This is a genomic window from Citrobacter sp. MNAZ 1397 (assembly GCF_023613995.1).
GTDB lineage: Bacteria > Pseudomonadota > Gammaproteobacteria > Enterobacterales > Enterobacteriaceae > Phytobacter > Phytobacter ursingii.
Map to the genome: position 1 here is coordinate 611,393 of NZ_JAKIVH010000001.1, position 24,022 is coordinate 635,414.

Annotated in this window: 24 protein-coding genes and 1 other annotated feature; of the genes, 9 read left to right on the forward strand and 15 right to left on the reverse strand. The window is 51.3% G+C overall.

Annotated features, from left to right (window positions below):
- The first annotated feature begins 3 nt into the window (after nt 1-3).
- Together L2097_RS02585 and ugd are read left to right on the forward strand one after the other, a co-directional pair.
- Nucleotides 4-2,310: a hypothetical protein gene (locus L2097_RS02585; protein ID WP_250352066.1), complete on the forward strand. Its 2,307-nt coding sequence runs from the start codon at nt 4-6 to the stop codon at nt 2,308-2,310.
- Nucleotides 2,311-3,136: 826 nt separating this feature from the next.
- Nucleotides 3,137-4,303 carry a UDP-glucose 6-dehydrogenase gene (ugd, locus tag L2097_RS02590; protein WP_085006469.1) on the forward strand — a complete coding sequence of 389 codons (1,167 nt, stop codon included), beginning with the start codon at nt 3,137-3,139 and terminating at the stop codon, nt 4,301-4,303.
- A 35-nt stretch (nt 4,304-4,338) separates the two neighbouring features.
- Here ugd and L2097_RS02595 read toward each other — a convergent pair whose 3' ends face one another.
- The 10 genes from L2097_RS02595 to hisL all read right to left on the reverse strand — a co-directional run bounded on the left by L2097_RS02595 (nt 4,339) and on the right by hisL (nt 12,788).
- On the reverse strand, nt 4,339-5,343 hold the full coding sequence (locus L2097_RS02595) for an NAD-dependent epimerase (RefSeq protein WP_165158317.1): 1,005 nt from the start codon (nt 5,341-5,343) through the stop codon (nt 4,339-4,341).
- A gap of 146 nt (nt 5,344-5,489) precedes the next feature.
- A complete protein-coding gene (hisIE, locus tag L2097_RS02600; protein WP_047369632.1) occupies nt 5,490-6,101 on the reverse strand; it encodes a bifunctional phosphoribosyl-AMP cyclohydrolase/phosphoribosyl-ATP diphosphatase HisIE in 612 nt (203 codons plus the stop codon).
- Nucleotides 6,095-6,871 carry an imidazole glycerol phosphate synthase subunit HisF gene (gene hisF / locus L2097_RS02605; RefSeq protein ID WP_250352067.1) on the reverse strand — a complete coding sequence of 259 codons (777 nt, stop codon included), beginning with the start codon at nt 6,869-6,871 and terminating at the stop codon, nt 6,095-6,097. The genes hisIE and hisF overlap by 7 nt, the downstream gene beginning before the upstream one ends.
- Nucleotides 6,853-7,590, reverse strand: coding sequence for a 1-(5-phosphoribosyl)-5-[(5-phosphoribosylamino)methylideneamino]imidazole-4-carboxamide isomerase (gene hisA / locus L2097_RS02610; RefSeq protein ID WP_047369633.1), 738 nt, complete (start codon nt 7,588-7,590; stop codon nt 6,853-6,855). The genes hisF and hisA overlap by 19 nt, the downstream gene beginning before the upstream one ends.
- Complete coding sequence (gene hisH / locus L2097_RS02615; protein ID WP_250352068.1) at nt 7,590-8,180, reverse strand: imidazole glycerol phosphate synthase subunit HisH; 591 nt, start codon at nt 8,178-8,180, stop codon at nt 7,590-7,592. Before hisH ends, hisA begins: the two co-directional genes overlap by 1 nt.
- Nucleotides 8,180-9,247: a bifunctional histidinol-phosphatase/imidazoleglycerol-phosphate dehydratase HisB gene (hisB, locus tag L2097_RS02620; RefSeq protein ID WP_041851938.1), complete on the reverse strand. Its 1,068-nt coding sequence runs from the start codon at nt 9,245-9,247 to the stop codon at nt 8,180-8,182. The genes hisH and hisB overlap by 1 nt, the downstream gene beginning before the upstream one ends.
- Complete coding sequence (hisC, locus tag L2097_RS02625; protein WP_165158320.1) at nt 9,244-10,305, reverse strand: histidinol-phosphate transaminase; 1,062 nt, start codon at nt 10,303-10,305, stop codon at nt 9,244-9,246. Before hisC ends, hisB begins: the two co-directional genes overlap by 4 nt.
- Nucleotides 10,302-11,606 carry a histidinol dehydrogenase gene (gene hisD / locus L2097_RS02630; protein ID WP_250352069.1) on the reverse strand — a complete coding sequence of 435 codons (1,305 nt, stop codon included), beginning with the start codon at nt 11,604-11,606 and terminating at the stop codon, nt 10,302-10,304. The genes hisC and hisD overlap by 4 nt, the downstream gene beginning before the upstream one ends.
- A gap of 98 nt (nt 11,607-11,704) precedes the next feature.
- Entirely contained in the window at nt 11,705-12,604 is a 900-nt protein-coding gene (gene hisG / locus L2097_RS02635) for an ATP phosphoribosyltransferase (protein ID WP_041851935.1), read from the reverse strand.
- Nucleotides 12,605-12,638: 34 nt separating this feature from the next.
- Nucleotides 12,639-12,762, reverse strand: a sequence feature (His leader region).
- Nucleotides 12,738-12,788, reverse strand: a complete 51-nt coding sequence (gene hisL / locus L2097_RS02640) for a his operon leader peptide (protein ID WP_103245916.1) — start codon at nt 12,786-12,788, stop codon at nt 12,738-12,740. Its footprint overlaps the feature before it by 25 nt.
- 175 nt (nt 12,789-12,963) lie before the next feature.
- On the opposite strand from hisL, the gene L2097_RS02645 reads away from it, so the two are divergent.
- The 3 genes from L2097_RS02645 (at nt 12,964) to L2097_RS02650 (ending at nt 15,552) form a co-directional block, all read left to right on the forward strand.
- Nucleotides 12,964-13,788 (forward strand): SDR family oxidoreductase, encoded by an 825-nt coding sequence (locus L2097_RS02645; RefSeq protein WP_103278823.1) that lies wholly within the window; start codon nt 12,964-12,966, stop codon nt 13,786-13,788.
- 350 nt (nt 13,789-14,138) lie between these two features.
- Entirely contained in the window at nt 14,139-14,201 is a 63-nt protein-coding gene (gene yoeI / locus L2097_RS25740; RefSeq protein ID WP_103245917.1) for a membrane protein YoeI, read from the forward strand.
- Nucleotides 14,191-15,552 (forward strand): APC family permease, encoded by a 1,362-nt coding sequence (locus L2097_RS02650; RefSeq protein ID WP_250352070.1) that lies wholly within the window; start codon nt 14,191-14,193, stop codon nt 15,550-15,552. The genes yoeI and L2097_RS02650 overlap by 11 nt, the downstream gene beginning before the upstream one ends.
- A 63-nt stretch (nt 15,553-15,615) precedes the next feature.
- On the opposite strand, the gene sbcB is transcribed toward L2097_RS02650, so the two are convergent.
- Complete coding sequence (gene sbcB / locus L2097_RS02655) at nt 15,616-17,040, reverse strand: exodeoxyribonuclease I (protein ID WP_250352071.1); 1,425 nt, start codon at nt 17,038-17,040, stop codon at nt 15,616-15,618.
- A 209-nt stretch (nt 17,041-17,249) separates the two neighbouring features.
- Here sbcB and dacD point away from each other — a divergent pair, with 209 nt between their 5' ends.
- From dacD to L2097_RS02675, 4 genes are all read left to right on the forward strand, one after another.
- Complete coding sequence (dacD, locus tag L2097_RS02660; protein WP_047369640.1) at nt 17,250-18,413, forward strand: serine-type D-Ala-D-Ala carboxypeptidase DacD; 1,164 nt, start codon at nt 17,250-17,252, stop codon at nt 18,411-18,413.
- 114 nt (nt 18,414-18,527) lie between these two features.
- Complete coding sequence (sbmC, locus tag L2097_RS02665) at nt 18,528-19,001, forward strand: DNA gyrase inhibitor SbmC (protein WP_085006461.1); 474 nt, start codon at nt 18,528-18,530, stop codon at nt 18,999-19,001.
- Nucleotides 19,002-19,145: 144 nt separating this feature from the next.
- Entirely contained in the window at nt 19,146-20,204 is a 1,059-nt protein-coding gene (locus L2097_RS02670) for an FUSC family protein (RefSeq protein ID WP_047369642.1), read from the forward strand.
- Nucleotides 20,205-20,366: 162 nt separating this feature from the next.
- Complete coding sequence (locus tag L2097_RS02675) at nt 20,367-20,702, forward strand: DUF496 family protein (RefSeq protein WP_047369643.1); 336 nt, start codon at nt 20,367-20,369, stop codon at nt 20,700-20,702.
- A 25-nt stretch (nt 20,703-20,727) separates the two neighbouring features.
- Here L2097_RS02675 and L2097_RS02680 read toward each other — a convergent pair whose 3' ends face one another.
- The 4 genes from L2097_RS02680 to L2097_RS02695 are packed head-to-tail and all read right to left on the reverse strand — an operon-like array spanning nt 20,728 to nt 24,019.
- Complete coding sequence (locus L2097_RS02680) at nt 20,728-21,594, reverse strand: GHMP family kinase ATP-binding protein (protein WP_047369644.1); 867 nt, start codon at nt 21,592-21,594, stop codon at nt 20,728-20,730.
- 39 nt (nt 21,595-21,633) lie between these two features.
- On the reverse strand, nt 21,634-22,377 hold the full coding sequence (cobA, locus tag L2097_RS02685; RefSeq protein ID WP_047369645.1) for a uroporphyrinogen-III C-methyltransferase: 744 nt from the start codon (nt 22,375-22,377) through the stop codon (nt 21,634-21,636).
- Nucleotides 22,374-23,582, reverse strand: coding sequence for an acetate/propionate family kinase (locus tag L2097_RS02690; RefSeq protein WP_165158326.1), 1,209 nt, complete (start codon nt 23,580-23,582; stop codon nt 22,374-22,376). The genes cobA and L2097_RS02690 overlap by 4 nt, the downstream gene beginning before the upstream one ends.
- On the reverse strand, nt 23,567-24,019 hold the full coding sequence (locus L2097_RS02695; protein ID WP_047373220.1) for a EutP/PduV family microcompartment system protein: 453 nt from the start codon (nt 24,017-24,019) through the stop codon (nt 23,567-23,569). The genes L2097_RS02690 and L2097_RS02695 overlap by 16 nt, the downstream gene beginning before the upstream one ends.
- Nucleotides 24,020-24,022 lie beyond the last annotated feature (3 nt).

Here is a 24,022-nt window from a genome sequence, read left to right on the forward strand (position 1 = left end):
GTTATGAATCCGTTTTTTAGCAAGTTGAAAATTACTTTACATGGACATCAAAGAGAACTATTTATATTTTTCTCTTTATTTATTTTGATATTTTCATCTGTAAGATTTTATCCTGCGAGTTCTATTGGTAATGTGGAGCAATGGATAAATCTGACAAATTCAATGTTTGCGCGCAATCAGGATTTTTTGTTTAGTTATGGTCCGTTGTATTGGCTCGTCGGTGGGGTTGCAACGCCATTTAATCAAATTACGTATTGGGCTGCGGTTTTATTTTTAACAATCAATTTTGCTTTCTTTTGGACCGTACTTGTTCTTATTTGTATAGATTCTAAAAGATATTTTTCATTTGCGGCAGCATTTCTTATTTTTATTCTTACATTACAGGTTAATTGTGCGTTATTCCTTTGGCCATTGATGGTTTTAGCATATATTGAATTTTACAGGAAACGTCAAATAAGTTTATCATGGACAATTTGTATTGTCCTTGGGGTTATTGTTGGCGCCGAATTTTATGTTCGTTTCTTTTTTGGATTGATCGCTACAGCTATTTTCTCGACATACTTACTTAGTCATTTCCCTTCCAGGAAAGCAATCAAGGCTTTGATCGCTTTCTGTATTTCCATACCCGTAGCATATGTTGTGATAGGACTCATCATTTTCCATGATTCTGCCAGCATAGTTAATTATCTGAAAATCAACATGCAGCTTAATTTTGGTAATGCAGTTGATATGACGTTGGATGTTGAAAACACTTTTGCGACCTATGTATGTGCATTTATTGTTCTTGCGTGTTTCATTATTCAGTGTTTAACGGTACGTAGATATATTCTACTGACATATATCGCGTTATGGGTCATTCTTTTTAAATTAGGCTTTGGTCGGGCTGATCACTACAGCACGTATTTTGTTGTTCCAATGATCGTTATGTCGCTCGTGCTTGTTTGCGAAAAATTTCCGATTGGGCGTCTTGTGTATGGAATTTGTTTTGTGTCATTGCTATACATGGCAACACATGAAACGTTTCCTGGGGCAGCTACGATAAAACCATTTTCAACGGTTTTTAATTTTGATCAAAATTATAATGACCGAATGGCAAATACGTATGCTGAATACAAATTAGATGAGCAGATTAGAGATACAGTTAAGGATTCCACAATAGATGTTTATCCTTATAATAACGAGTATATGATTGCTAATAAATTTAATTATATTACTCGTCCGCTATTTCAAAATTATATGACGCTCACGCCGCAACTAGATGAAATGAATAAAGATTTCTTTGAGTCTAATAATCGGCCAGAATTTGTGTTGTGGACTGGTGGATTAACGTGCTATTCAAAAGATTGCAATATATTTGAAGGCTTTGACTATAAATACGCGCTTAACGAAGATCCTCTTACCAGCACAAGTATTTTAAATAATTATGACATCACTGCTATTAGTCATGGGCGTGGTAATATTCCAGTTGCGTTAATGAAGCAAAAAGCTGAGATTAATAAAGAGGAATATACATCCTTATCACAACAAGAAATGCAATTCGGGATTTGGTACAAGATACCGCAAGTAGATAATGCGATTATCAAAGTACAACCGGATTTTCAATTTACCCTGTTAGGGCGTCTCAAGAATCTTCTCTTTAGGGGCGGTATCGTTAAGGTCAAATATAAACTTGAGAGTGGTGATATTAAAGAGTTTCGCCTGAACATACTCAATTCTACGAGCGGCGTATTGGCATCACCTTTGCTAACAGGTCTTTCATCTGAGGGCGTACAAGGAGAGTCGGTAAAAGCTATAATGTTTGAAACAGATACGAAATTGTATCTTCATGAAACTTTTACAGCTAAGTTCGTTCAACTTAAAAATAATCAAATACATGTGATACCGCGTATAGTCAATTACAACAAGGTAGAGACATTAGCTAATAGCATTGGCGTTAATCCTATCTATTGTGATGGCAGCATCGATGTAATCAACAATAAAAAGGCTGAGAGTCAGGAACTGGACGATGCATCGAGTCTTCAGGTGCAAGGCTGGCTTGCCGCGTCAAGCTCGAAAGGTGAATTGTATGATAGAAGCCTGGTCGTGCTAAAGTCTAAAGAGGGTAAGGCAATATACTTTGCTACAGATGTAAGCAATAGACCTGATGTTGCAGATGCTTTCCATCATTCTAACCTCAGTACTGCGGGTTTTTCAGCGCTTGCAAATATTAAAAATTTAAGCGGTAATTACTCTGTCAGTCTTGCAGGTATTCGCGGCAATAATCTTTATATGTGTAGCAATATTAATTTTGACTTAAAGTTTAACAAATAGAAAACTCGGTCAGTTTTGACTACACATCTAAACACTTCTCCTGTGATGGTGGTCGATAATAGACTGGATTTGCAATACTACTCATGGAAAATTCGAATATGTTACTCATCCTAACAGATAAGGATTTTTCCATGAGTAGGACTTATAAGACATCGTATGTGCCATTGTGTTGTTTGTGTTATAGCGCATGGTGTTCAACAATAAATTATCGTTCTCTTTAAAAACACTTACCCTGAGAATTAAAATTTAGGTTTCTGTCGGCCACAATTTAAAATTTTTTTCTGTTCACAGCCTCTTTGTCAGTTCTTGTTCTACGCATATATTTTGCTTATATATCTATAAACAATGCCTTTTTGAACATGTCTCCTTCCTGTTGTTTATTTCCCAAACTAGCTCCGCTGTGTTGATCTTTAATAAGACGTAGCAAGCGTAAATACATGTTCATTTTATTGCTTTGTCATTAGGATTTTTCTCAACTTTATTTTTGTGAAAATGGCATGCAATTATTCTTATTTTTAACCAGTTGCACCTTTTGACGCCAGAAAGTGATTGCGTGAGCTTACCTTGACGATTAGTCTGAATTTTCTCGAATGGAGTACAGCATTTTAATTGAGGGTTTTCCTATTTTGTGGAGATTCTAAGTTAACTATTGTGCTGTAAGTTAATGTTTTGTCTACTTAGCGTACAGTAATTAAATGTTCAATCACAGGGCAGTAACTAGTTCTTGCTCTTGCTTGACGGCATTGATATTCCGACTGCAAAATTAACAGGCAAGGTTGGTTTTACTTCCAACCCATATACTCAAACTACAAAAGATGCTTATCGAATGAAAATAACAATCTCCGGAACAGGCTACGTTGGCCTATCAAACGGTATCCTGATTGCGCAGCATCATGAAGTGGTCGCACTGGATATCGTGCAGGCTAAAGTCGATATGCTGAATCAGAAAAAATCGCCGATCGTTGATAAAGAAATTGAAGAGTATCTGGCGACAAAACAACTGAATTTCCGCGCCACCACAGATAAGCATGATGCCTATCGTGGCGCCGATTATGTCATTATCGCCACCCCGACTGATTACGACCCGAAAACCAACTACTTCAATACGTCCAGCGTCGAGTCGGTCATCCGTGATGTGCACGAAATCAACCCGGATGCGGTGATGATTATCAAATCTACCATCCCGGTAGGGTTCACCCAGTCCATCAAAGAAGAGCTCGGCATTGATAACGTGATCTTCTCCCCGGAGTTCTTACGCGAAGGGAAAGCGCTTTACGACAACCTGCATCCGTCCCGTATCGTCATTGGTGAACGTTCAGCACGTGCAGAGCGTTTTGCGGGCCTGCTACAGGAAGGGGCTATCAAGAAAGATATCCCTACGCTGTTTACCGACTCCACCGAAGCCGAAGCCATCAAGCTGTTCGCCAATACCTATCTGGCAATGCGCGTGGCTTACTTTAATGAGCTCGACAGCTATGCCGAAGCGCTGGGGCTGAATACGCGCCAGATTATCGAAGGGGTTTGTCTTGACCCGCGTATTGGCAATCACTACAACAATCCGTCGTTTGGCTATGGTGGCTACTGTCTGCCGAAAGACACTAAGCAATTACTGGCAAACTATCAGTCGGTGCCGAATAACATTATCGCGGCAATCGTCGATGCCAACCGCACGCGTAAGGACTTCATTGCTGATTCAATTCTCTCTCGTAAGCCGAAGGTGGTGGGTGTCTACCGTCTTATTATGAAGAGCGGCTCTGATAACTTCCGTGCATCCTCTATTCAGGGGATTATGAAGCGTATTAAGGCGAAGGGTGTACAGGTCATTATTTATGAACCGGTAATGCAGGAAGACGAGTTCTTCCATTCTCGCGTTGTCCGTGACCTGGAAACGTTCAAGAAAGAATCGGATGTGATTATTTCAAACCGCATGGCGCCGGAACTGGCGGATGTGGAAGCTAAAGTCTATACCCGCGATCTGTTCGGTAACGACTAAGCCAGAAAGAAAAACGGCCCGTCAGGGCCGTTTTTTTACGCGTTGTAATACGTCTTGTACCACTCGACAAATTTCTTCACGCCTTCTTTAACCGATGTCTGCGGTTTAAAACCGATGGTGTCATATAACGGCTGCGTATCGGCGCTGGTTTCCAGCACATCGCCCGCCTGAATCGGCATCATATTCTTCTGCGCTTCAATCCCCAGCGCCTCTTCCAGTGCCGTGATGTAATCCATTAACTCCACCGGTGAGCTATTGCCGATGTTGTAGATATGGTAAGGCGCTGAGCTGGTGGCCGGCGAGCCACTTTCAACGGTCCAGTTCGGGTCAGCCTGCGGTATCACATCCTGCATGCGGATAATGGCTTCAACAATATCATCCACATAGGTAAAGTCGCGCTTCATCTTACCGTAGTTATAGACATCGATGCTTTTGCCTTCCAACATCGCTTTGGTGAATTTAAACAATGCCATGTCCGGGCGTCCCCACGGACCGTAAACCGTAAAGAAACGCAGTCCCGTGGTCGGCAAACCATAAAGATGTGAATAGGTATGCGACATCAGCTCATTGGCTTTTTTGGTTGCGGCGTAAAGCGATACCGGGTGATCAACCGAATCTTCCGTAGAGAAAGGCATCTTGCGGTTCAGGCCGTAAACAGAACTGGAGGAGGCATACAGTAAATGCTGAACCTTATTGTGGCGACAGCCTTCCAGCACGTTCAGATGACCAATCAGGTTAGCTTCGGCGTAAACATGTGGGTTTTCCAGTGAATAACGTACGCCCGCCTGAGCGGCAAGATGGATAACGCGATCGAACTTTTCTTCGGCAAACAGTTGTGCCATCCCTTCACGGTCTGCCAGGTCCAATTTCACAAAGCGAAAGTTTTCGTTTGCCAGTAAGTTCAGGCGTGCTTCTTTCAGGCTGACTTCATAATAATCATTAAGGTTATCTATCCCTGTGACCTGATGGCCCGCCTGTAACAGACGTTCGCTGACGTGAAAGCCGATAAAGCCGGCCGCGCCGGTGACCAAAAATTTCATCTTCAACCTCAATGTCTGGTGATGCAAAACATGCAGCGCGGCAGGAGCGGCGCTGAACCATGAGGCGGATCATACCTGTTGAGAAGCAGAATGATAACTGTTAATTCAGTGGGGAAGAGGGGGAGTGCGGGCACTCCCCATAGCAATTACTGGTGACGCTTACGCAGATTTTCGATAACTGTGGTCAGATCCAGGTTCTGATCCTGCAACAAGACCAGCAGGTGATACATCAAGTCAGACGCTTCGTTGGTCAGCTCTTCACGATCGTGAACGGTGGCCGCCAGCGCGGTTTCCACACCTTCTTCACCCACCTTTTGCGCGATACGCTTGGTGCCGCTGGCATACAGCTTAGCGGTATATGAGCTGGCCGGGTCTGCCGTTTTGCGTTCGGCGAGCAGTTGTTCCAGTTGGTAGAGGAAAAGCCACTGATGGGCATTGTCGCCAAAGCAACTGGACGTTCCCGTGTGGCAGGTTGGACCAATGGGATTCACCAGTACCAGCAGGGTATCGTTATCACAGTCCGGCGCAATGTTCACCACATTCAGAAAATGGCCAGAACTTTCGCCTTTGGTCCACAAACGTCCTTTGGTCCGCGAGAAGAAGGTGACTTTGCCACTTTCCAGCGTTTTCGCCAGCGCGTCCTTGTTCATATACCCCAGCATCAATACTTCGCCGGAGACCGCGTGTTGCACCACGGCGGGCAGCAGTCCGTCGGTTTTTTCCCAGTCCAGTTGGGCCAGTTGCAGCTCTGTTAACATACCCTTATCTCCACGCCCTGGCCTGCCAGGAACGTTTTTAACTCACCAATATTGATAATTTGCTTATGGAACACCGATGCCGCCAGCGCGCCGTCGACGTTGGCGTCGCGGAAGGCCTCAAGGAAGTGTTCCATGGTACCCGCGCCGCCGGAAGCGATAAGCGGGACGTGGCAAACCTCGCGCACTTTTTTCAGTTGCTCAAGGTCATAACCGTTACGCACGCCGTCCTGGTTCATCATGTTAAGCACGATCTCTCCGGCGCCGCGTTTCTGAACTTCCTGCACCCAGTCCAGCGTCTCCCAGGTGGTCACGCGGGTGCGGCTTTCATCTCCGGTATACTGATTGACGTGGTATTTGCCGCTCGATGCATCAAACCAGGTATCAATACCTACCACAATACACTGCACGCCAAAACGATCGGCCAGGCGAGTGATAAGCTCCGGATCCGCCAGCGCCGGGGAGTTGATGGAAATCTTATCCGCGCCGAAAGAGAGAATTTTGTGGGCATCGTCAGCAGATTTGATCCCGCCCGCCACACAGAACGGAATGTCGATCACTTCCGCGACGCGAGAGACCCAGCTTTTATCGACCACACGACCATCGCTTGAGGCGGTGATATCGTAAAACACCAGCTCGTCAGCGCCTTCCTCGGCGTAGCGTTTCGCCAGAGGCACGATGTCGCCGATGATTTCGTGATTGCGGAACTGAACGCCTTTCACCACCTGACCATCGCGTACGTCAAGACAGGGAATTATCCGTTTTGCCAGCATTGGATGGCCTCCGTTACAGTGAATTTACCTTCCAGTAGCGCGCGACCCACGATCACGCCTTTCACGCCTGTTCCACGCAGTGCCGCGATATCATTGATATCGCCAATACCGCCGGAAGACTGAAACGCAACCTGCGGATACCGCGCGCACACTTCCTCATACAGCGATACGTTCGAACCCGCCAGCGTGCCATCGCGGGAGATATCGGTGCATAGCACGTGCTTAAGGCCAACCGGTAAGTAGGTGTCTACCAGCGCTTCCAGCGAGACGCCGGAATCTTCCTGCCAGCCGCTTACCGCCACCTGTTTATTGCCTGCGGCATCAATACGTACATCCAGCGCCAGGACCAGCGCATCGGCACCAAAACGCGCGAACCACCCTTTAACGACCTCGGGTGATTTCACGGCTGTTGAACCAACGACCACACGGGCGACACCGGCATCAAGCAGCGCGGCGACATCTTCCTCGGTACGTACACCGCCGCCGACCTGTACCGGCACATTCACCCCGGCAACCAGTGTTTTCAGCAATGGGATCTGGCGACGCGCCGGATCTTTCGCCCCTGTTAAATCCACCAGGTGCAGCACCTGGGCACCCTGCGCAGCGTAATCCTGCAGGCGCGGCAACGGGTCGGTGCCGTAGTCGCGCTGCTGGCCGTAATCCCCCTGATGCAGGCGCACTACCGTTCCATCAATTAAATCTAAAGCCGGAATAATCATCACATCTCCAGAAAGTTTTTCAGCAGTTGTGCACCCGCGCGTCCTGAACGTTCCGGATGGAATTGCACGCCATAGAAGTTGTCTTTTTGCACCGCGGCCGTAAACGGCGTGCCGTACTGACACTGGGCGATGGTGTAAGGGTTAACCGGCATGGCGTAGCTATGAACAAAATAGAAGTACGCGCCGTCATCTATCCCCTGGAACAGACGATTGCCTGCTTTCGGATAGACACGGTTCCAGCCCATGTGTGGCAGCGGCAAACCGACATCTTCCATTTTCGGCACGTCCTGGTCGATGATGCCCAGTAAATCCACGCCACTGTTCTCTTCGCTGAAACGCCCCAGTAACTGCATACCCAGGCAGATGCCCAGCACTGGCTGGGTGCAGGCTTTGATCAGTTCAATCAGGTCGCGTTCTTGCAGTTGAGCCATGGCGGCCTGGGCAGTGCCAACGCCTGGCAGAAAGAGTTTGTCGGCGCGCAGCACCACGTCCGGATCGCGGCTCACCAGCGGCTCGTAGCCGTGGCGCGAAATGGCCGATTTCACGGAGTTGAGGTTAGCGCAGCCGGTATCCAGGATAACGACATTCATCACAACACTCCTTTCGAGGAGGGAAGGGTATCGCCTTCGACGCGAATGGCCTGGCGCAGCGTACGACCAAAGACTTTGAACAGGCTCTCCACGCGGTGGTGATCGTTTTTGCCTTTGGTTTTCAAATGCAGCGTGACACCCATGGTGTAAGAAAGAGAGCTAAAGAAGTGCTCAACCATCTCGGTGCTCAAATCGCCCACGCGCTGATAGGTAAACTCTGCTTTATATTCCAGGTGCGGACGCCCGGAAATATCCAGCGCGCAGCGTGCCAGGCATTCGTCCATCGGCAGCACAAAACCAAAACGGTTGATACCGCGCTTGTCGCCCAGCGCCAGTTTCAGCGCCTCGCCTAACGCCAGACCGGTATCTTCCACCGTATGGTGATCGTCAATGTAGAGATCGCCTTTAACGTCGATTTCCATGCGAAAGCCGCCGTGGGTGGCAATTTGATCGAGCATATGATCAAAGAAGCCCACGCCGGTGCGGATTTTGCTGCCGCCTTCGCGATCCAGCCACACTTTGACGTCAATCTGCGTCTCTTTGGTTTTGCGCTCAACGTGGGCGTAGCGATCGCGTTTGGTTAACTGCTCGCCAATGGCTGCCCAGTTCAGGGTTTCGCGGTTGTAACGCAGCCCGGCAATGCCCATGTTGGCCGCCAGCTCAATATCCGTTGCGCGATCGCCAATAACATAGCTGTTCGCTTTATCCAGCGCTTGCTCAACCAGCCAGCGTTCCACCATTTTCACTTTCGGTTTGCGGCAATCACACTCATCGCCCGGGAAGTGCGGACAAATCAGGACCTCTTCAAACACCACGCCTTGCGAGGTGAAAATCTGCATCATCAGGTTATGCGGGCCGTCAAAATCGGCCTGCGGAAAGCTGCTGGTGCCCAGACCGTCCTGATTAGTGATCATCACCAGTTTGAAGCCCGCCTTTTGTAGCGCGAGCAGAACCGGAATCGCGTCCGGTTCAAAGGCCAGCTTGTCAAAACGATCGACCTGATAATCAGATGGCGGCTCGGAAATCAGGGTTCCATCACGGTCAATAAAAAGGTACTTCTGGCTCATACAGACTCCGCACGTAAAGCGTCGATGACGCGCTGGCTCTCTTCGCGGGTGCCGATAGTGATACGCAGGCAGCCGCTCAAGGTCGGTTGTTTATTTTGGTCACGCAGGATAATGCCCTGATCCCACAGAGATTTAAAGACAGCGCTGGAGGCTTTGAAGCGTACCAGAATGTAGTTGGTCTCTGAATCAAACACCGTCTCCACGCAGGGAATGTCGCGAAGTGCTGTTGACAGATACTCGCGCTCGGCCACGATTTGCGCGACACGCTCACGCATCGCCACAATCCCCTGCGGGGTCAGGGCCTGGGCCGCGATATCGGCCACGGGTGTCGAGAGTGGGTAGGGGGCGATCACTTTCATCAGCAGGTTGATCACCTCTTCATTCGCCAGAGTGAAGCCACAGCGCAGGCCTGCCAGCGCAAAGGCTTTCGACAGCGTGCGCAGTATCACCAGGTGCGGGTACTCTTCAAGCCAGCCCGCCAGCGTCGCCTGTGGGCAAAATTCAATATACGCTTCGTCGGCTACCACGAGCGCTTTGCCGCGCGTCATCTCCAGCACGGCACGAATGTCCTGTGGATTGATGATTTGTCCGGTGGGGTTATTCGGGCTGCACACATACACCAGTTTGACGTTCTCAAGCTGGTCGGCAATGTTTTGCAGATCCAGTTGCCAGCCCTCAAGCGTAAGGGCCGTGCGGTATTCCACGCCAAACGTTTCTGCGCTGACGCTATACATACCGTAGGTCGGCGGGCAGAACAGAATAGCGTCTTTACCTGGCTCGCAGAACGCGCGGATAAGGAGTTCAATACCTTCATCAGCGCCGCGACTCACCAGCACTTGTTCCGGCTTAAGCCCGGCGTACTGCGCATACCCTTCGATAACCGCTTTCGGCTGACACTCCGGGTAGCGGTTCAGCGTTTGCTGAGTGAAATTAAACTTCACCGCCGTCGGGAATTCGTTGGCGTTCAGCCAGACATCGCCCTTACCGCCAAGACGACGGGCAGACTGATACGGGGTCAGGGCACGTACGTTGGCGCGAGCCAGTTCCTCAATACTCATGCTTGCTCCTTAAGGGCGTTAACACGCAGGGTGACGGCATTTTTGTGGGCGGTGAGCAGTTCAGCGGCCGCCAGCGTTTCAATAGTAGAAGCGAGAGACGCGAAGCCTTCGCGCGATAACTCCTGAACGGTCATCCGTTTCTGGAAATCGGCCAGCCCCAGGCTGGAGCAGGTGGCGGTATAACCGTACGTCGGCAGGACGTGGTTGGTGCCGGAGGCATAATCACCTGCGGACTCCGGCGACCAGTCGCCCAAAAAGACCGAACCGGCGCTGGTGATATCATCCACCAGATCGCGTGCACTACGGGTCTGAATAATTAAGTGTTCCGGGCCGTACTGGTTTGAGATTTGTACGCATTGCGCCAGGTCTTTGGCCACAATCAGGCGGCTGGCAGAGAGTGCCTTACGTGCCGTTTCCGCGCGGGGCAGGTCTTCCAGCTGACGTTCCACAGCCTGCGCAACGGCGCGGGCCATGTCGGCATCTGGCGTCAGCAGGATCACCTGCGAGTCCGGGCCATGTTCCGCCTGCGACAGGAGATCGGAGGCGACGAAATCCGGCGTGGCGCCGCTGTCGGCAATGACCAGCACTTCTGACGGGCCTGCCGGCATATCGATAGCGGCGCCATCCAGACGCTGGCTCACCTGACGTTTGGCTTCGGTCACGAAGGCGTTGCCGGGTCCGAAGATTTTATCGACTTTGGGCACAGATTCCGTGCCAAATGCCAGAGCCGCAATCGCTTGCGCGCCCCCCACTTTAAAGACTTCCTGTACACCGCAGAGTTGCGCCGCATAGAGAATTTCATCCGCAATAGGGGGAGGGGAGCAGAGCACCACTTTTTTGCAGCCCGCAATGCGTGCCGGCGTGGCCAGCATCAGCACGGTAGAAAACAGCGGCGCAGAACCGCCCGGGATATACAGCCCAACGGAAGCGATAGGGCGGGTCACCTGTTGGCAACGTACGCCCGGCAGGGTTTCCACATCAACCGTTTGCAGTTTCTGTGCGAGGTGGAAGGTGTCGATATTTTTCACCGCCACAGCCATCGCCTGCTTGATGTCGTCACCGAGACGGGCGCTGGCGTCGGCAATTTCCTGCGCGGTGACTTTCAGCGCAGAAACGTCGGTTTTATCAAATTTCGCGCTGTATTCGCGCAGGGCGTTATCGCCATTGCTTTTCACGTTGTCGAGGATTTCCACAACGGTACGGGTGATACTTTCTGAGGCAGAGATCGCCGGGCGCATCAGCAGCTCGCGTTGCTGCTGCGGGCTGCAACTGTTCCAGTCGATGATTGTGTTAAAGCTCATAATCGTTTTCCTTTATAGGCAGGGTAGCGCGTTCGCTTATCCGGCCCAGGTGTCCAGGCCCGGCAGACATAGCGCCACCGGGCGAATCGTAAGGTGGATTACTCCATCATCTTCTCGATTGGCAGCACCAGAATAGAACTGGCGCCCAGCGCTTTGAGTTTTTCCATGGTTTCCCAGAACAGGGTTTCGCTGCTCACCATATGCATCGCGACACGCTGCTGATCGCCTGCCAGCGGCAGAATGGTTGGACGTTCGGCGCCCGGCAGCAGAGAAATCACTTCATCCAGACGCTCGGTCGGCGCGTGCATCATTATGTATTTTGATTCACGTGCCTGAATCACGCCCTGAATACGGGTCAGTAATTTATCAACCAGCTCTTGTTTGCCATCCAGCAGATCGCCGTCGCGTTGAATCAGACAGGCTTTAGAGCGGTAAATCACTTCAACTTCGCGCAGACCATTCGCCTCCAGGGTAGCGCCGGTGGAGACCAGGTCGCAGATGGCATCCGCCAGACCGGCGCGTGGGGCCACTTCAACGGAACCGTTCAGCAGGCAGGATTTGAAGGCGACGCCTTTCTGGTCGAGATAGCGTTTGAGCAGGTGTGGGTAAGAGGTGGCAATACGTTTACCATCAAGTGAGGCCGGGCCTTTCCACTCCTCGTCGGCGTTGGTTGCCAGTGACAGGCGGCAGCTCCCGAAATCAAGACGGCGCAGGGTAAAGTAACGCGGATCTTCGCCCTGGGCGCGGCGGGTCAACAGCTCTTCTTCCAGGACGTTTTCACCCACAATACCCAGGTCGACCACGCCATCCATGACCAGCCCCGGAATGTCGTCGTCACGCACGCGCAGAATATCAATTGGCATATTTTCGGCCAGGGCAATCAGACGCTGTGTATGCAGGTTGATTTTAATGCCGCAGCGGGCCAGTAATTCGCGTGAGTCATCGCTCAGGCGACCTGATTTCTGAATAGCTATGCGCAAACGGGTATTGTCTAACATTCTGTTTTCCTCATTATCCTGCTGAATTTGGTCCAAAAAAAAGCCCCCGGAAGATTATCTTCCGGGGGCTTTCTCTTGCGTTCATGCACCACTGGAAGATCCAAACGTCTTCCAGCACACATCGCCTGAAAGACTAGTCAGGATGATGGTGATGATGGTGAAGTTTAAATTGAACGCCTGTCATAAAATTCTCGATGAATGTTTATTCATTTGATGTCGTTTAACCTAAACCACTTTCACCATCAAAGGCAAGGGCTTTTTTTAATCATTAAATCATTTCATATTCGTTGTATGAATTGTCAGTTTCATCGGGCTGGCGTAGCCTTAAAATGGAATCTGCGAAATGTCGGGAGAGACGCATGAAAAAGGTCGCAATTGTCGGATTAGGATGGTTGGGCATGCCGCTGGCGCTGTCATTAACGGCACGCGGCTGGCAGGTCACCGGCAGCAAAACCACTCAGGATGGCGTGGAGGCGGCTCGTATGTGCGGCATTGAAAGCTACGTGCTGAAACTTGAACCGGACCTGTTCTGCGAGCCAGACGATCTGGATGCATTAATGAATGTTGACGCGCTGGTTATCACTTTGCCTGCCAGACGCAGTGGCCCCGGCGAGGCTTTTTACCTGCAAGCGATGCAAGAGATTGTTGATAGCGCGCTGGCCTATCACATTCCACGCATCATTTTTACCAGCTCCACTTCGGTATATGGCGACACCCATGGCACAGTAAAGGAAAACTCGCCGCGCAATCCGTCAACGGCGAGCGGACGCGTACTGAAAGAGCTTGAGGACTGGCTGCACAATTTGCCGGGGACATCCGTGGATATTCTGCGCCTGGCAGGGCTGGTGGGGCCGGCCCGTCATCCGGGACGTTTTTTTGCCGGAAAAACGGCGCCAGACGGTCAACAGGGGGTAAACCTTGTCCATCTGGAGGATGTCATATCGGCCATCACGCTGTTGCTTTTGGCGCCGAAGGGCGGGCATATCTATAATTTATGCGCACCTGAGCACCCGGCGCGAGCGCAGTTTTACCCGGCCATGGCACGCAAGCTTGGTTTACCTGAGCCGCAATTCCTCGACTCTGCGCCCGGCGAGAAGGGAAAAGTGGTTGATGGCAACCGCATATGCCACGAACTGGGATTTGAGTACGAATATCCGAATCCGATGACCATGCCACTGGACTGATTTTAAACAGGTTAATGCACTGAGAGAGCGGAAAATCGCGATTTAGCCGAAACAGTGCGATTATCTTTTAGCAAAAAGTGCTATTAATTTACCCAAATTCAAAGTGAATTATTTAAATTCAGTAAGTTAGGTGTTACGGCTTTGTGAGCACCATCGCACAGGCTTGTCAAAACGCCTCACTTTGGTGCAAAATATGTCGCTGCAAAAAAATTGAAACTAACCGACGTTAACAAGACGTCGGTTATTTTTTTTGCACTATAGAAACGTCATTCAATCCAAGAGGCCGGGCTTCGTACCGGATAGATATTTACTAAAAACCGACAGTCGTTGTCGCTGAGGAATATAAAGAAATGGGGCAATCTTTTGCTTACGCGCTGGCGTTCACCGTAAAAGGGGATAACTATGTCGCATAACGCTACTCCAAAGACCTCTCGCGTGGAATTACGTAAAACACTTACGTTGATTCCGGTTGTTATGATGGGCCTCGCCTATATGCAGCCTATGACGCTGTTCGATACGTTTGGTATCGTCTCTGGCTTGACCGACGGCCATGTTGCGACGGCATATGCCTTTGCGCTGGTCGCCATTCTCTTTACGGCACTGAGCTACGGTAAACTGGTACGCCGTTTCCCGTCTGCGGGCTCCGCATATACCTACGCCCAGAAATCCATCAGCCCGGCGGTTGGCTTTATGGTGGGGTGGTCTTCGCTGCTGGACTATCTGTTCATGCCGATGATCAACATCCTGCTGGCGAAAATCTATTTTGAAGCGCTGGTGCCTTCCGTTCCATCGTGGATCTTTGTTGTTGCGCTGGTGGCCTTCATGACCGTCTCTAACCTGCGTAGCATCAAGACCGTGGCGAACTTCAACACCCTGATTGTTATTCTGCAGATGGGCATTGTCGCCGTTATCGTTGGTCTGATCATTTACGGTGTCTCTCACGGTGAAGGTGCAGGTACGCTGACCAGCACGCGTCCATTCTGGTCTGAAGGCGCGCACGTTGTGCCGATGATTACTGGTGCGACTATCCTGTGCTTCTCGTTCCTCGGTTTTGACGGCATCTCTTCTCTGTCAGAAGAGACCAAAGACGCTGAGCGCGTTATTCCGAAGGCCATCTTCCTGACGGCATTGATTGGCGGCCTGGTGTTTATCGTTGCCTCTTATTTCCTGCAACTGTACTTCCCGGATATCTCGCGCTTTAAAGATCCGGATGCGTCTCAGCCGGAAATCATGCTGTATGTGGCGGGTAAAACCTTCCAGTGGGGCGTGCTGATTTTCTCCAGCGTCACCGTTCTGGCTTCCGGTATGGCGGCACATGCGGGCGTTTCGCGTCTGATGTATGTGATGGGCCGTGATGGCGTCTTCCCGACCCGTTTCTTCGGTTATGTTCATCCGAAGTGGCGTACGCCGGCATGGAACGTACTGCTGGTTGGCGCGATTGCGCTGCTGGCGATTAAATTCGACCTGGTAACAGCGACTGCGTTGATTAACTTCGGTGCGCTGGTGGCGTTTACCTTCGTTAACCTGTCAGTGATTTCGCAGTTCTGGATCCGTGAAAAGCGTAACAAAACGCTGAAAGAGCACTTCAACTATCTGGTACTGCCGGTCTGTGGCGCGCTCACCGTAGGCGCGCTGTGGATTAACCTGGAGCAGAGCTCAATGATTCTGGGTCTGATCTGGGGCGGTGTCGGTCTGGTTTACCTGGCATGCGTGACGAAAAGCTTCCGCAACCCGGTACCGCAGTATGAAGATATCGCTCAGTAAGTCATGACTGAATAAAAAACCGGAGGCTATGGCCTCCGGTTTTTTTTGCCGGTTATTCGACGACTACACTATCTCCTGAGCATACTGCCAGAGTGATTTCAGCAGTGTCAGCTTCGCTTTATCCTCGGCATACTGCTGGTACAGCATCTGTAGCTCATCGGCATAGGCCTGCAAAAACTCAGGTGTAAACACCTGACGGCGGTGCTCCAGCCAGCGCTGCTGTTCGTCATCATCGAGGGTGCCGGGGAAGTTGCGTGCCCGGTAGTTGAACAACAGTTTCTCGATTCGCTTATCGACAAAGGTGATATCCAGCGCCGGGAGATTACGCGGCTCAGTTTCCAGCAGAATGTTCATTGCAGCACGGTCTGCGTCGCTGAAAAAGCCGTTATACAGCTGCGCGTCCACATTCTCCGACGGAACGAAAGGCTCGGCTTCGGCAAAGATAGCCAGTACTTTTTCGCGCACCTGTGGGTTATTGCGCAGAACGCTCAGGTTATCCAGGCACTGCTTACGGTCAATCCCCAGCCGTTCAGCATCCTGAGGACGCAGCGTTTTCGCCTGAGCCAGGATAGGGCACTTATTCAGATGCACCAACTTCACCGGCACGGCGGCGTTGTCACCTAACTCGGCTTTCGCCGTATACAAGCGCTCGCGCAGCGCGTCAGCATCGAGTTCCAGCAACGGCGACATATCACCTGCGAGATCCACCATGATCACGGCATTGCGGTTTTCCGGATGCCAGGCCAGCGGGGCCACCCAACTGGTATTGCCACGCCAGGCGCCAAACATGCCGGAAACATGCACCAGCGGCGTCATCTGCGGGACATCAATCAAGGCCGCCAGTTTATGTTTATTACGATGGCTCAACAGATAATCAAACAGTCTCGGCTGGTGGGTTTTCACCAGTTGCGCCATGGCGATAGTCGCGTAAACGTCGGCCATCGCATCGTGGGCATTGCTGTGCTCAATACCGTTCGCTTTCGTCAAATGCTCAAGGCGAAAACTCGGCAACCCATCATCATTCTCCGGCCAGTTGATGCCGTCCGGGCGCAGGGCATAGCAGGCGCGCATCACATCGAGCAAATCCCAGCGCGAGTTGTTGTTTTGCCAGCTCCAGGCATAGGGGTCGTAAAAGTTGCGATAGAAAATATTACGCGTCACTTCGTCGTCGAAGCGGACATTGTTATAACCGAGCACGCAGGTTTTTGGCACGGTGAATAAATCATGGATGCGGCGGGCAAAGTCAGCTTCATTAACGCCGTTCGCTTTGGCGTGTTGCGGCGTAATGCCGGTAATCAGCACCGCCTCTGGCTGAGGCAAATAGTCATCCGCCGGTTTGCAGTAAAAGACTTCTGGCTCGCCAATGATGTTGAAATCGGCGTCAGTACGAATCGCGGCAAACTGTGCTGGGCGATCCAGCGAAGGGCTGGTACCGAACGTTTCGTAGTCATGGAAAAGATATGTGGGCGTTGCCGTTGAATCAGACACCTGAGCTCATCCTGTTGATCAATAACCTGCCTATGGTAAACCATTGCGTCGCATCTTCCGAAGGAAAACCCGCGGCAGAGCGCCATAACCGAAGAGATTCATGACGTAAAAAAATGACTTTCGTCACATTTGTTTGCAATTTGTCCCAGTATCGACATATTAAGTTGCGTAAAAAGAACGGCTAATTTGACGTAAATGAGGATATTTCTTTGAAATGCCGTTTGTTTTTTGCCTTCTCTCTTTTGTCCGCGACGATCCATTGCGCGTTGGCAGATGATATGCCGATTTCTCCCCAGCCGCCGCAAATTCAGGCAGGCTCATGGGTCTTAATGGATTACACCACCGGGCAGATCCTCACTGCAGGCAATGAACATCAGCAGCGTAATCCGGCCAGCCTGACCAAGCTGATGACTGGCTATGTTGTGGATCGTGCTATCGATAGCCACCGTATCAGCGCCAGCGATGTGGTGACGGTCGGCAAAGATGCCTGGGCGCGGGGTAATCCTGTCTTTGACGGTTCTTCATTAATGTTTCTGAAAGCCGGGGATCGCGTAACGGTGCGTGACCTGAGCCGCGGGCTGATTGTCGATTCGGGCAACGATGCCTGTGTAGCGCTGGCCGATTATGTGGCGGGAAGCCAGCCGCAGTTTGTCAGCATGATGAACGATTATGTGCAAAAGCTAAATTTGCGTGATACCCATTTTGAAACCGTACATGGCCTGGACGCGCCCGGCCAGCATAGTTCGGCCTATGATCTGGCGGTGCTTTCCCGTGCCATTATCAGCGGCGAGCCGGATTTTTATCATATGTACAGTGAGAAAAGCCTGACCTGGAACGGTATCACCCAGCAGAACCGTAATGGGTTGCTGTGGGATTCATCGTTGAATGTCGATGGTCTGAAAACCGGGCATACCTCGGGTGCCGGTTTTAACCTGATAGCATCAAGCGTTGATGGGCAGCGCCGCCTGATTGCCGTAGTGATGGGGGCAGAAAGCCCGAAAGGACGTGAAGATCAGGCGCGTAAGCTGCTGCACTGGGGCCAGCAAAACTTCGATACCGTGCAGATTTTGCAAAAGGGCAAAAAAGTCGGCAGTGAGCGTATTTGGTACGGTGACAAAGAGCAGATGACGGTCGGTACCGATCAGGACTTCTGGCTGGCGCTACCGAAAGCGGAACTGCCCAATATTAAGGCACGTTACGTCATGGACAATAAAAGCCTGGAAGCGCCGCTTGCCGCACATCAGCGTGTAGGTGAAATCCAGCTTTATGACCGTGACAAAGTGGTCGCGCACTTGCCACTGGTGACGCTGGACAGTGTCGGTAAAGGCGGCTGGTTCTCGCGTTTGAGCGACTATCTGCATCACAAGGCCTGATGTTGATGCGGACTGGCCGTGACGCGAGTCCGCTCACATAATTCATCTTTCAAAGGTTCCGGGTTTCCATGATTCTACTATACTGTACAAATGAACAGTAATGAGGAGGGTAACATGGCATACACCGTAAAGCAGGTTGATAAACGCACTATCGCCGGGTTTCATCTGGTCGGCCCCTGGGATGTCACCGTTAAAAAAGGCTTCGAGCAATTAGCAATGTGGGTTCATGGTAAACAGGTCCAGACACAGGAATGGATCACGGTTTACTATGACAATCCTGATGAAGTGCCTCCTGAAAAGCTGCGTGCTGATGTGGTTGTTTCGGTTCCGACTGATTTCGTCATTCCCGAAAACAGTGAAGGGGTGATGCGTACGGAGATACCGGCGGGCCTGAACGCAGTGGCGCGTGCTCGCGTATATAACGAAGAGTTCGAACAGGCGTGGAATGCTTTTTTTGATGAATTGATGGCTGACGAGCAGTACCAGATTGCTTTACGTCCCTGCTTTGAGGTCTATCTGAATTCAGCACAGGAGGATGGCTACTGGGAAATCGATATGTATATTCCCGTAGAACCGAAAGTTCTCTGATCGCACAATCTTTTGATGAGGTTCGCTGGTAAGTGGCTTGTTTAGATTTTAACCAGTGAACCTTTTTTTGTTCTAAACAGTGACCTTTGCCGCAGAAAGATCGCTACAATTGCGCCTTCGTTGTTTTTTGACTGGAGAGCGGGTGTGCGTCCCGACAAATCACTCAGTCCTTTTGAGATCCGCCTTTACCGACATTATCGCGTGGTGCACGGCGTACGTATTGCGCTGGCATTCATTCTGACCTTTTTGTTGGTTCGTCTGCTCAATGTCCCCGAGGGCACCTGGCCACTCATCACTCTGGTGGTGATCATGGGGCCGATTTCGTTCTGGGGAAATGTGGTTCCCCGGGCCTTTGAGCGTATTGGCGGCACAATCTGCGGCTCCGCGCTGGGCCTTGTTGCTCTTAAGCTTGAGCTGATCTCTCTTCCGCTGATGGTCATCTGGTGTGCGGGGGCCATGTTCCTCTGTGGCTGGCTGGCGCTGGGTAAAAAACCCTATCAGGCATTACTTATCGGTATCACGCTGTCAGTTGTGGTTGGCGCGCCGGCCGGGGATATGAATACGGCGTTGTGGCGAAGCGGCGATGTCATTCTGGGCTCTTTGCTGGCAATGCTGTTCACCGGTATCTGGCCGCAGCGAGCCTTCCTGCACTGGCGCATTCAAATGGCGAACTACGTTACGGCCTTTAACCGGGTCTATCAGGCTGGTTTTTCGCGTAACCTTGTTGAACGTCCGCGTCTGGACAAGCATCTGCAAAAAATTCTCAATGACGTGGTGAAGATGCGTGGCCTGATTACTCCTGCCAGTAAAGAGACGCATATTCAGAAAGCCATTTTTGAAGCTATCCAGACCGTAAGTCGCAATATGGTGTGTGTGCTGGAGCTACAAATGAATGCGCACTGGGCTTCCCGTTCGAGCCACTTCGTTATGCTCAATGCCAGTACATTGCGTGAAACGCAGCAAATGACGCAGCAGACGCTGCTAACCATCGCCCACGCGCTCTATGAAGGAAATCCGCAGCCGATTCTGGCCAATACTGAAAAGCTGACAGAGATTGTCGCCGAATTACGTGACCTGCTACGCGAACATCAGGGCGATGCCCTGGCAGAGAATTCGATTCACGGCTATGTATGGCTGAGCATGGAACTGGCGCGGCAACTGGAGCTGATGTCCCATTTAATGTGTCGGGCGCTGCGCAAATAAGCCTCACACAATTCGGAAAAGCAGTCCGGCTGTTTCGATTCAGCCCGATTTGGGGTTATGATAGAGAAAAGGATAAAATCATTGTCATCAGCAACGGCTAAAAGTAAGGTCTTAGGCGGTTGCTTTAACGAATCCGAATCTCACATTAGCAGGGGTATCAAAATGGAAACAAGTAAGCCTTCATTCCAGGACGTTCTGGAGTTTGTTCGTCTGTTCCGTCGTAAGAATAAACTGCAGCGCGAAATCCAGGATGTTGAGAAAAAGATCCGTGATAACCAGAAACGTGTACTGCTGCTGGACAACCTGAGCGACTATATCAAGCCGGGTATGAGCGTTGAAGCTATCCAGGGCATCATCGCCAGCATGAAAAGCGATTACGAAGACCGCGTGGATGATTACATCATCAAAAACGCCGAGATCTCTAAAGAACGCCGTGAGATCTCCAAGAAACTGAAAACAATGGGTGAACAGAAACCCGTTGAGCCGAAAGCAGAGTAATCCTCTGACGGTGAGAGGTTCTCTCTCACCGTTCTCTTACCCCGCCTTCCACCATGCGCAACAGATGTTGTTGCGGCCAGTGCTCTCGCAATGCAGGCTTACTGAGTAACGCGCGCACTTTTGCCAGATCATGACGTTCTCTGTCCAGAAATAGTCCCACAACGCTACCGCTATGGGCGACATTCAGCCCGTACAAATCGCACTGCTCAACAATGCCCATCAGCGAAGTAAAACCGGGTTTTGGCAACAGCGTCTGGCTTGCCATGGCGCTTTGCGTCGCCGCTTCGCCCAGTAGTGCAGGATCGTTTGTCAGGCAGGCGCGCTCTACTTTGCGCCAGGCGCTATCGAGAGTGTCAGCACTGGTCATCAGCGCAGCACGACGCGGCAGGCGATGATAATCTTCTGTACGAAGCGTTAGCGGGCTTTCCAGTAATAAAACGTCGAGCGCGGGAACATGTTCGCAGGAGATGCGCGTTTGTGCAGTGTTGTGATCAAATAAGGTCAACGCACGAAAAACGGTACTGTCGGTGGGTTCCAGCGCCACGCAAAGCCGGGAGAGGGTCACGTCATCAAGCGTAAACCCAAGATGACGAGATGCGGCAACTGCCGTGGCTGCAATATCCGCAGTACTGCTCGCCATCCCTTTGGCAACGGGAATGGTCGAGCGGCAGTCAATGCGGATTTCATTGCTTAATGACGCTGGTAGCTGCCAGTGTGCCAGCACCTGTTTTACCATCGCCCGTACCAGGGGGCGTTCAGCAGGCAAAGGCGTACCGGTTGTAATTTCAACCTCGCTGTACCAGTCGACCGGGCAGGAAACCAGCTTTTCACTGCCCAGGATCCATCCCTGAATGATTTCGCCGCAGGATGCGGGACACTGTGCCAGCGCCAAGTTCAACCTCTCATTGTGGTTCGTAACGTCGGGATAGTGTCACGCCGATCCGCTGAACGCCAGAATTTCACGTAATGACACCACACTGCCAATCACAATGAGCGCGGGGGCGTGAAATCCGGCGTCCTCGCTCTCTTGAGCGAGCGCAGAGAGCGGGGCACAGAGAACTTTCTGTTCCGGTGTGCTGGCACGCATCACCACAGCCGCAGGCGTATCGGCTGGTTTACCTGCACATATCAAAGCGGCACAGATTGTCTGTATCTGCGACATCCCCATCAGGATCACCAGCGTCCCCGGCAGAACCGCCAGTTTTCCCCAGTCCTGCGGTTCTTTACCATCCTGTAAATGCCCGGTCACGACATGAAAACTGGAGGCAAAGTCCCGGTGCGTTACCGGGATGCCCGCTGCTGCAAGCCCGCCAATGGCAGAGGTGATGCCTGGCACGACTTCGCATTCGATACCACACTCCCGTAACGCTTGCGCCTCTTCGCTCCCGCGACCAAAAACAAACGGGTCACCGCCTTTTAAGCGCACAACTCTGAGCCCTCTGCGTGCACAATCGATGAGGATCTGATTGATTTGCGGTTGCGGGATAGGGTGGCGGTTCGCCTCTTTGCCCACATCGTGCAATTCACAACCTGCCGGGGCTTCCTGTAACAGGATAGGGTTAACCAGCCTGTCGAAAACAACGGCCTGAGCTTCACGCAGGCAGTTTAATCCTTTTACGGTCATCAGACCCGGGTCGCCCGGGCCTGCGCCCACCAGCCAGACTTTACCTGTCATGCTTCTGCCTCCGCATATTCCGGTAACCCGATGCGCATTACATCACGGGCAATCATCAGTTCTTCATTGGTATTGATCACGGCAACTTTCACTACCGAATGGTCAGTCTGGATAAACGTGGCGTTGCGGCCGTTTTTCTCGGCATCAACGTCCAGCCCCAGGAAATGCAGGTTGTGGCAGATGGCCTCTCTGGCTCGAGCGGAATTTTCGCCAATGCCGCCGGTAAACAGCAGGACATCCAGACCACCGAGCTGCATTACATAGCTGCCGATAGTGGCGCGGATACGTTCAGCAAACAGGGTGAGCGCTAGTGTTGCGCGCGCATTGCCTGCAATAGATGCTTGCTCGACATCGCGAAAATCGTTCGATACCCCAGAAATTCCGAGCAGACCTGATTCGTTATTGAGCAGGGCGTTAAGTTGTTGCGGCGACCTGTCTTCTTTTAATGCTACCCAGGGCAAAATCGAGGGGTCGATATCCCCGCTTCGGGTACCCATCATTACCCCTGACTGTGGTGTGAATCCCATAGAGGTATTAACAGAGCGACCACCTTTGATCGCGCACAGACTACTGCCATTGCCTAAATGGCAGGAGATAACCCGCAATGCGCTTAAGGGGACGCCCAGTTTTTCGGCTAATTGCTGGCTGACAAATTTATGGCTGGTGCCATGGAACCCATAGCGGCGAATTCCGAGTTCCGCGTAATAGCGCCACGGCAGAGGGTAGATGAACGCACTTTGTTCCAGCGTCTGATGAAATGCAGTGTCAAACACGGCAACCGCCGGGGCATGTGGCAGCGCTTTGCGAAAAATGCGAATACCTGCCGCGTTAACCGGGTTGTGTAACGGTGCCAGTTCCGCAAGGCGTTCGATTTCTGCCAGTGCGTCATTGGTAATCAACGCGGAGTCTTTGAATGTTTCCCCACCGTGTGCGACGCGATGCCCCACGCCGTCTATTGCCGATAATGAGGGGATAATATGATGGGAAAGCAATTTTTCCAGCAGTAATGCCGCGGCCTCTTTGTGGTCGGCAATGGCGCGCGTTTCCTGCCATTTTTGTTCCCCCTGCCTGAGGGTAAAAATGGCATCGGAACGTCCGATACGTTCGATCAGACCCTGACAGAGAAGCGTGCCAGCAGGCATGAGGAGAAGCTGAAATTTAAGCGATGAACTACCGGCGTTGATCGCCATTATTGTACGGGACATGCGTGCTCCTGGGGTTGAAGAAAAGCGATGACCTCAGCGATACCCTGACCGGTGTGCGCGCTGGTGATAAAAAGGTGTTCTGCGCCGGACTGCCGTAACCATTCGCCAATTTGCGTAATCTGTTGTTCTGCTACGAGGTCGGCTTTGGTGATGATGCCAATGGTCTGGCGGTTCATCGGCAAGGTAAATCCGGGTGAAAAAGGGCACCATTCGGCGTCGGCATTCAATACCAGCGCCACCACATCGGCTTCACAGGCACTGGTGAGCAAGGCGCTGTAGAGGCATCGATTTTCGAGATATTCTCCTGGTGTATCGATGGTTTCTGGCGACCAGACGATCGCCTGCGTTTTTTGATAGCGCATTGCCTCACCGCGCAAGCGCTGTGTCAGCGAGGTCTTACCGCACTGGCTTGGACCAATTAACATCATTCGTTTCATCAT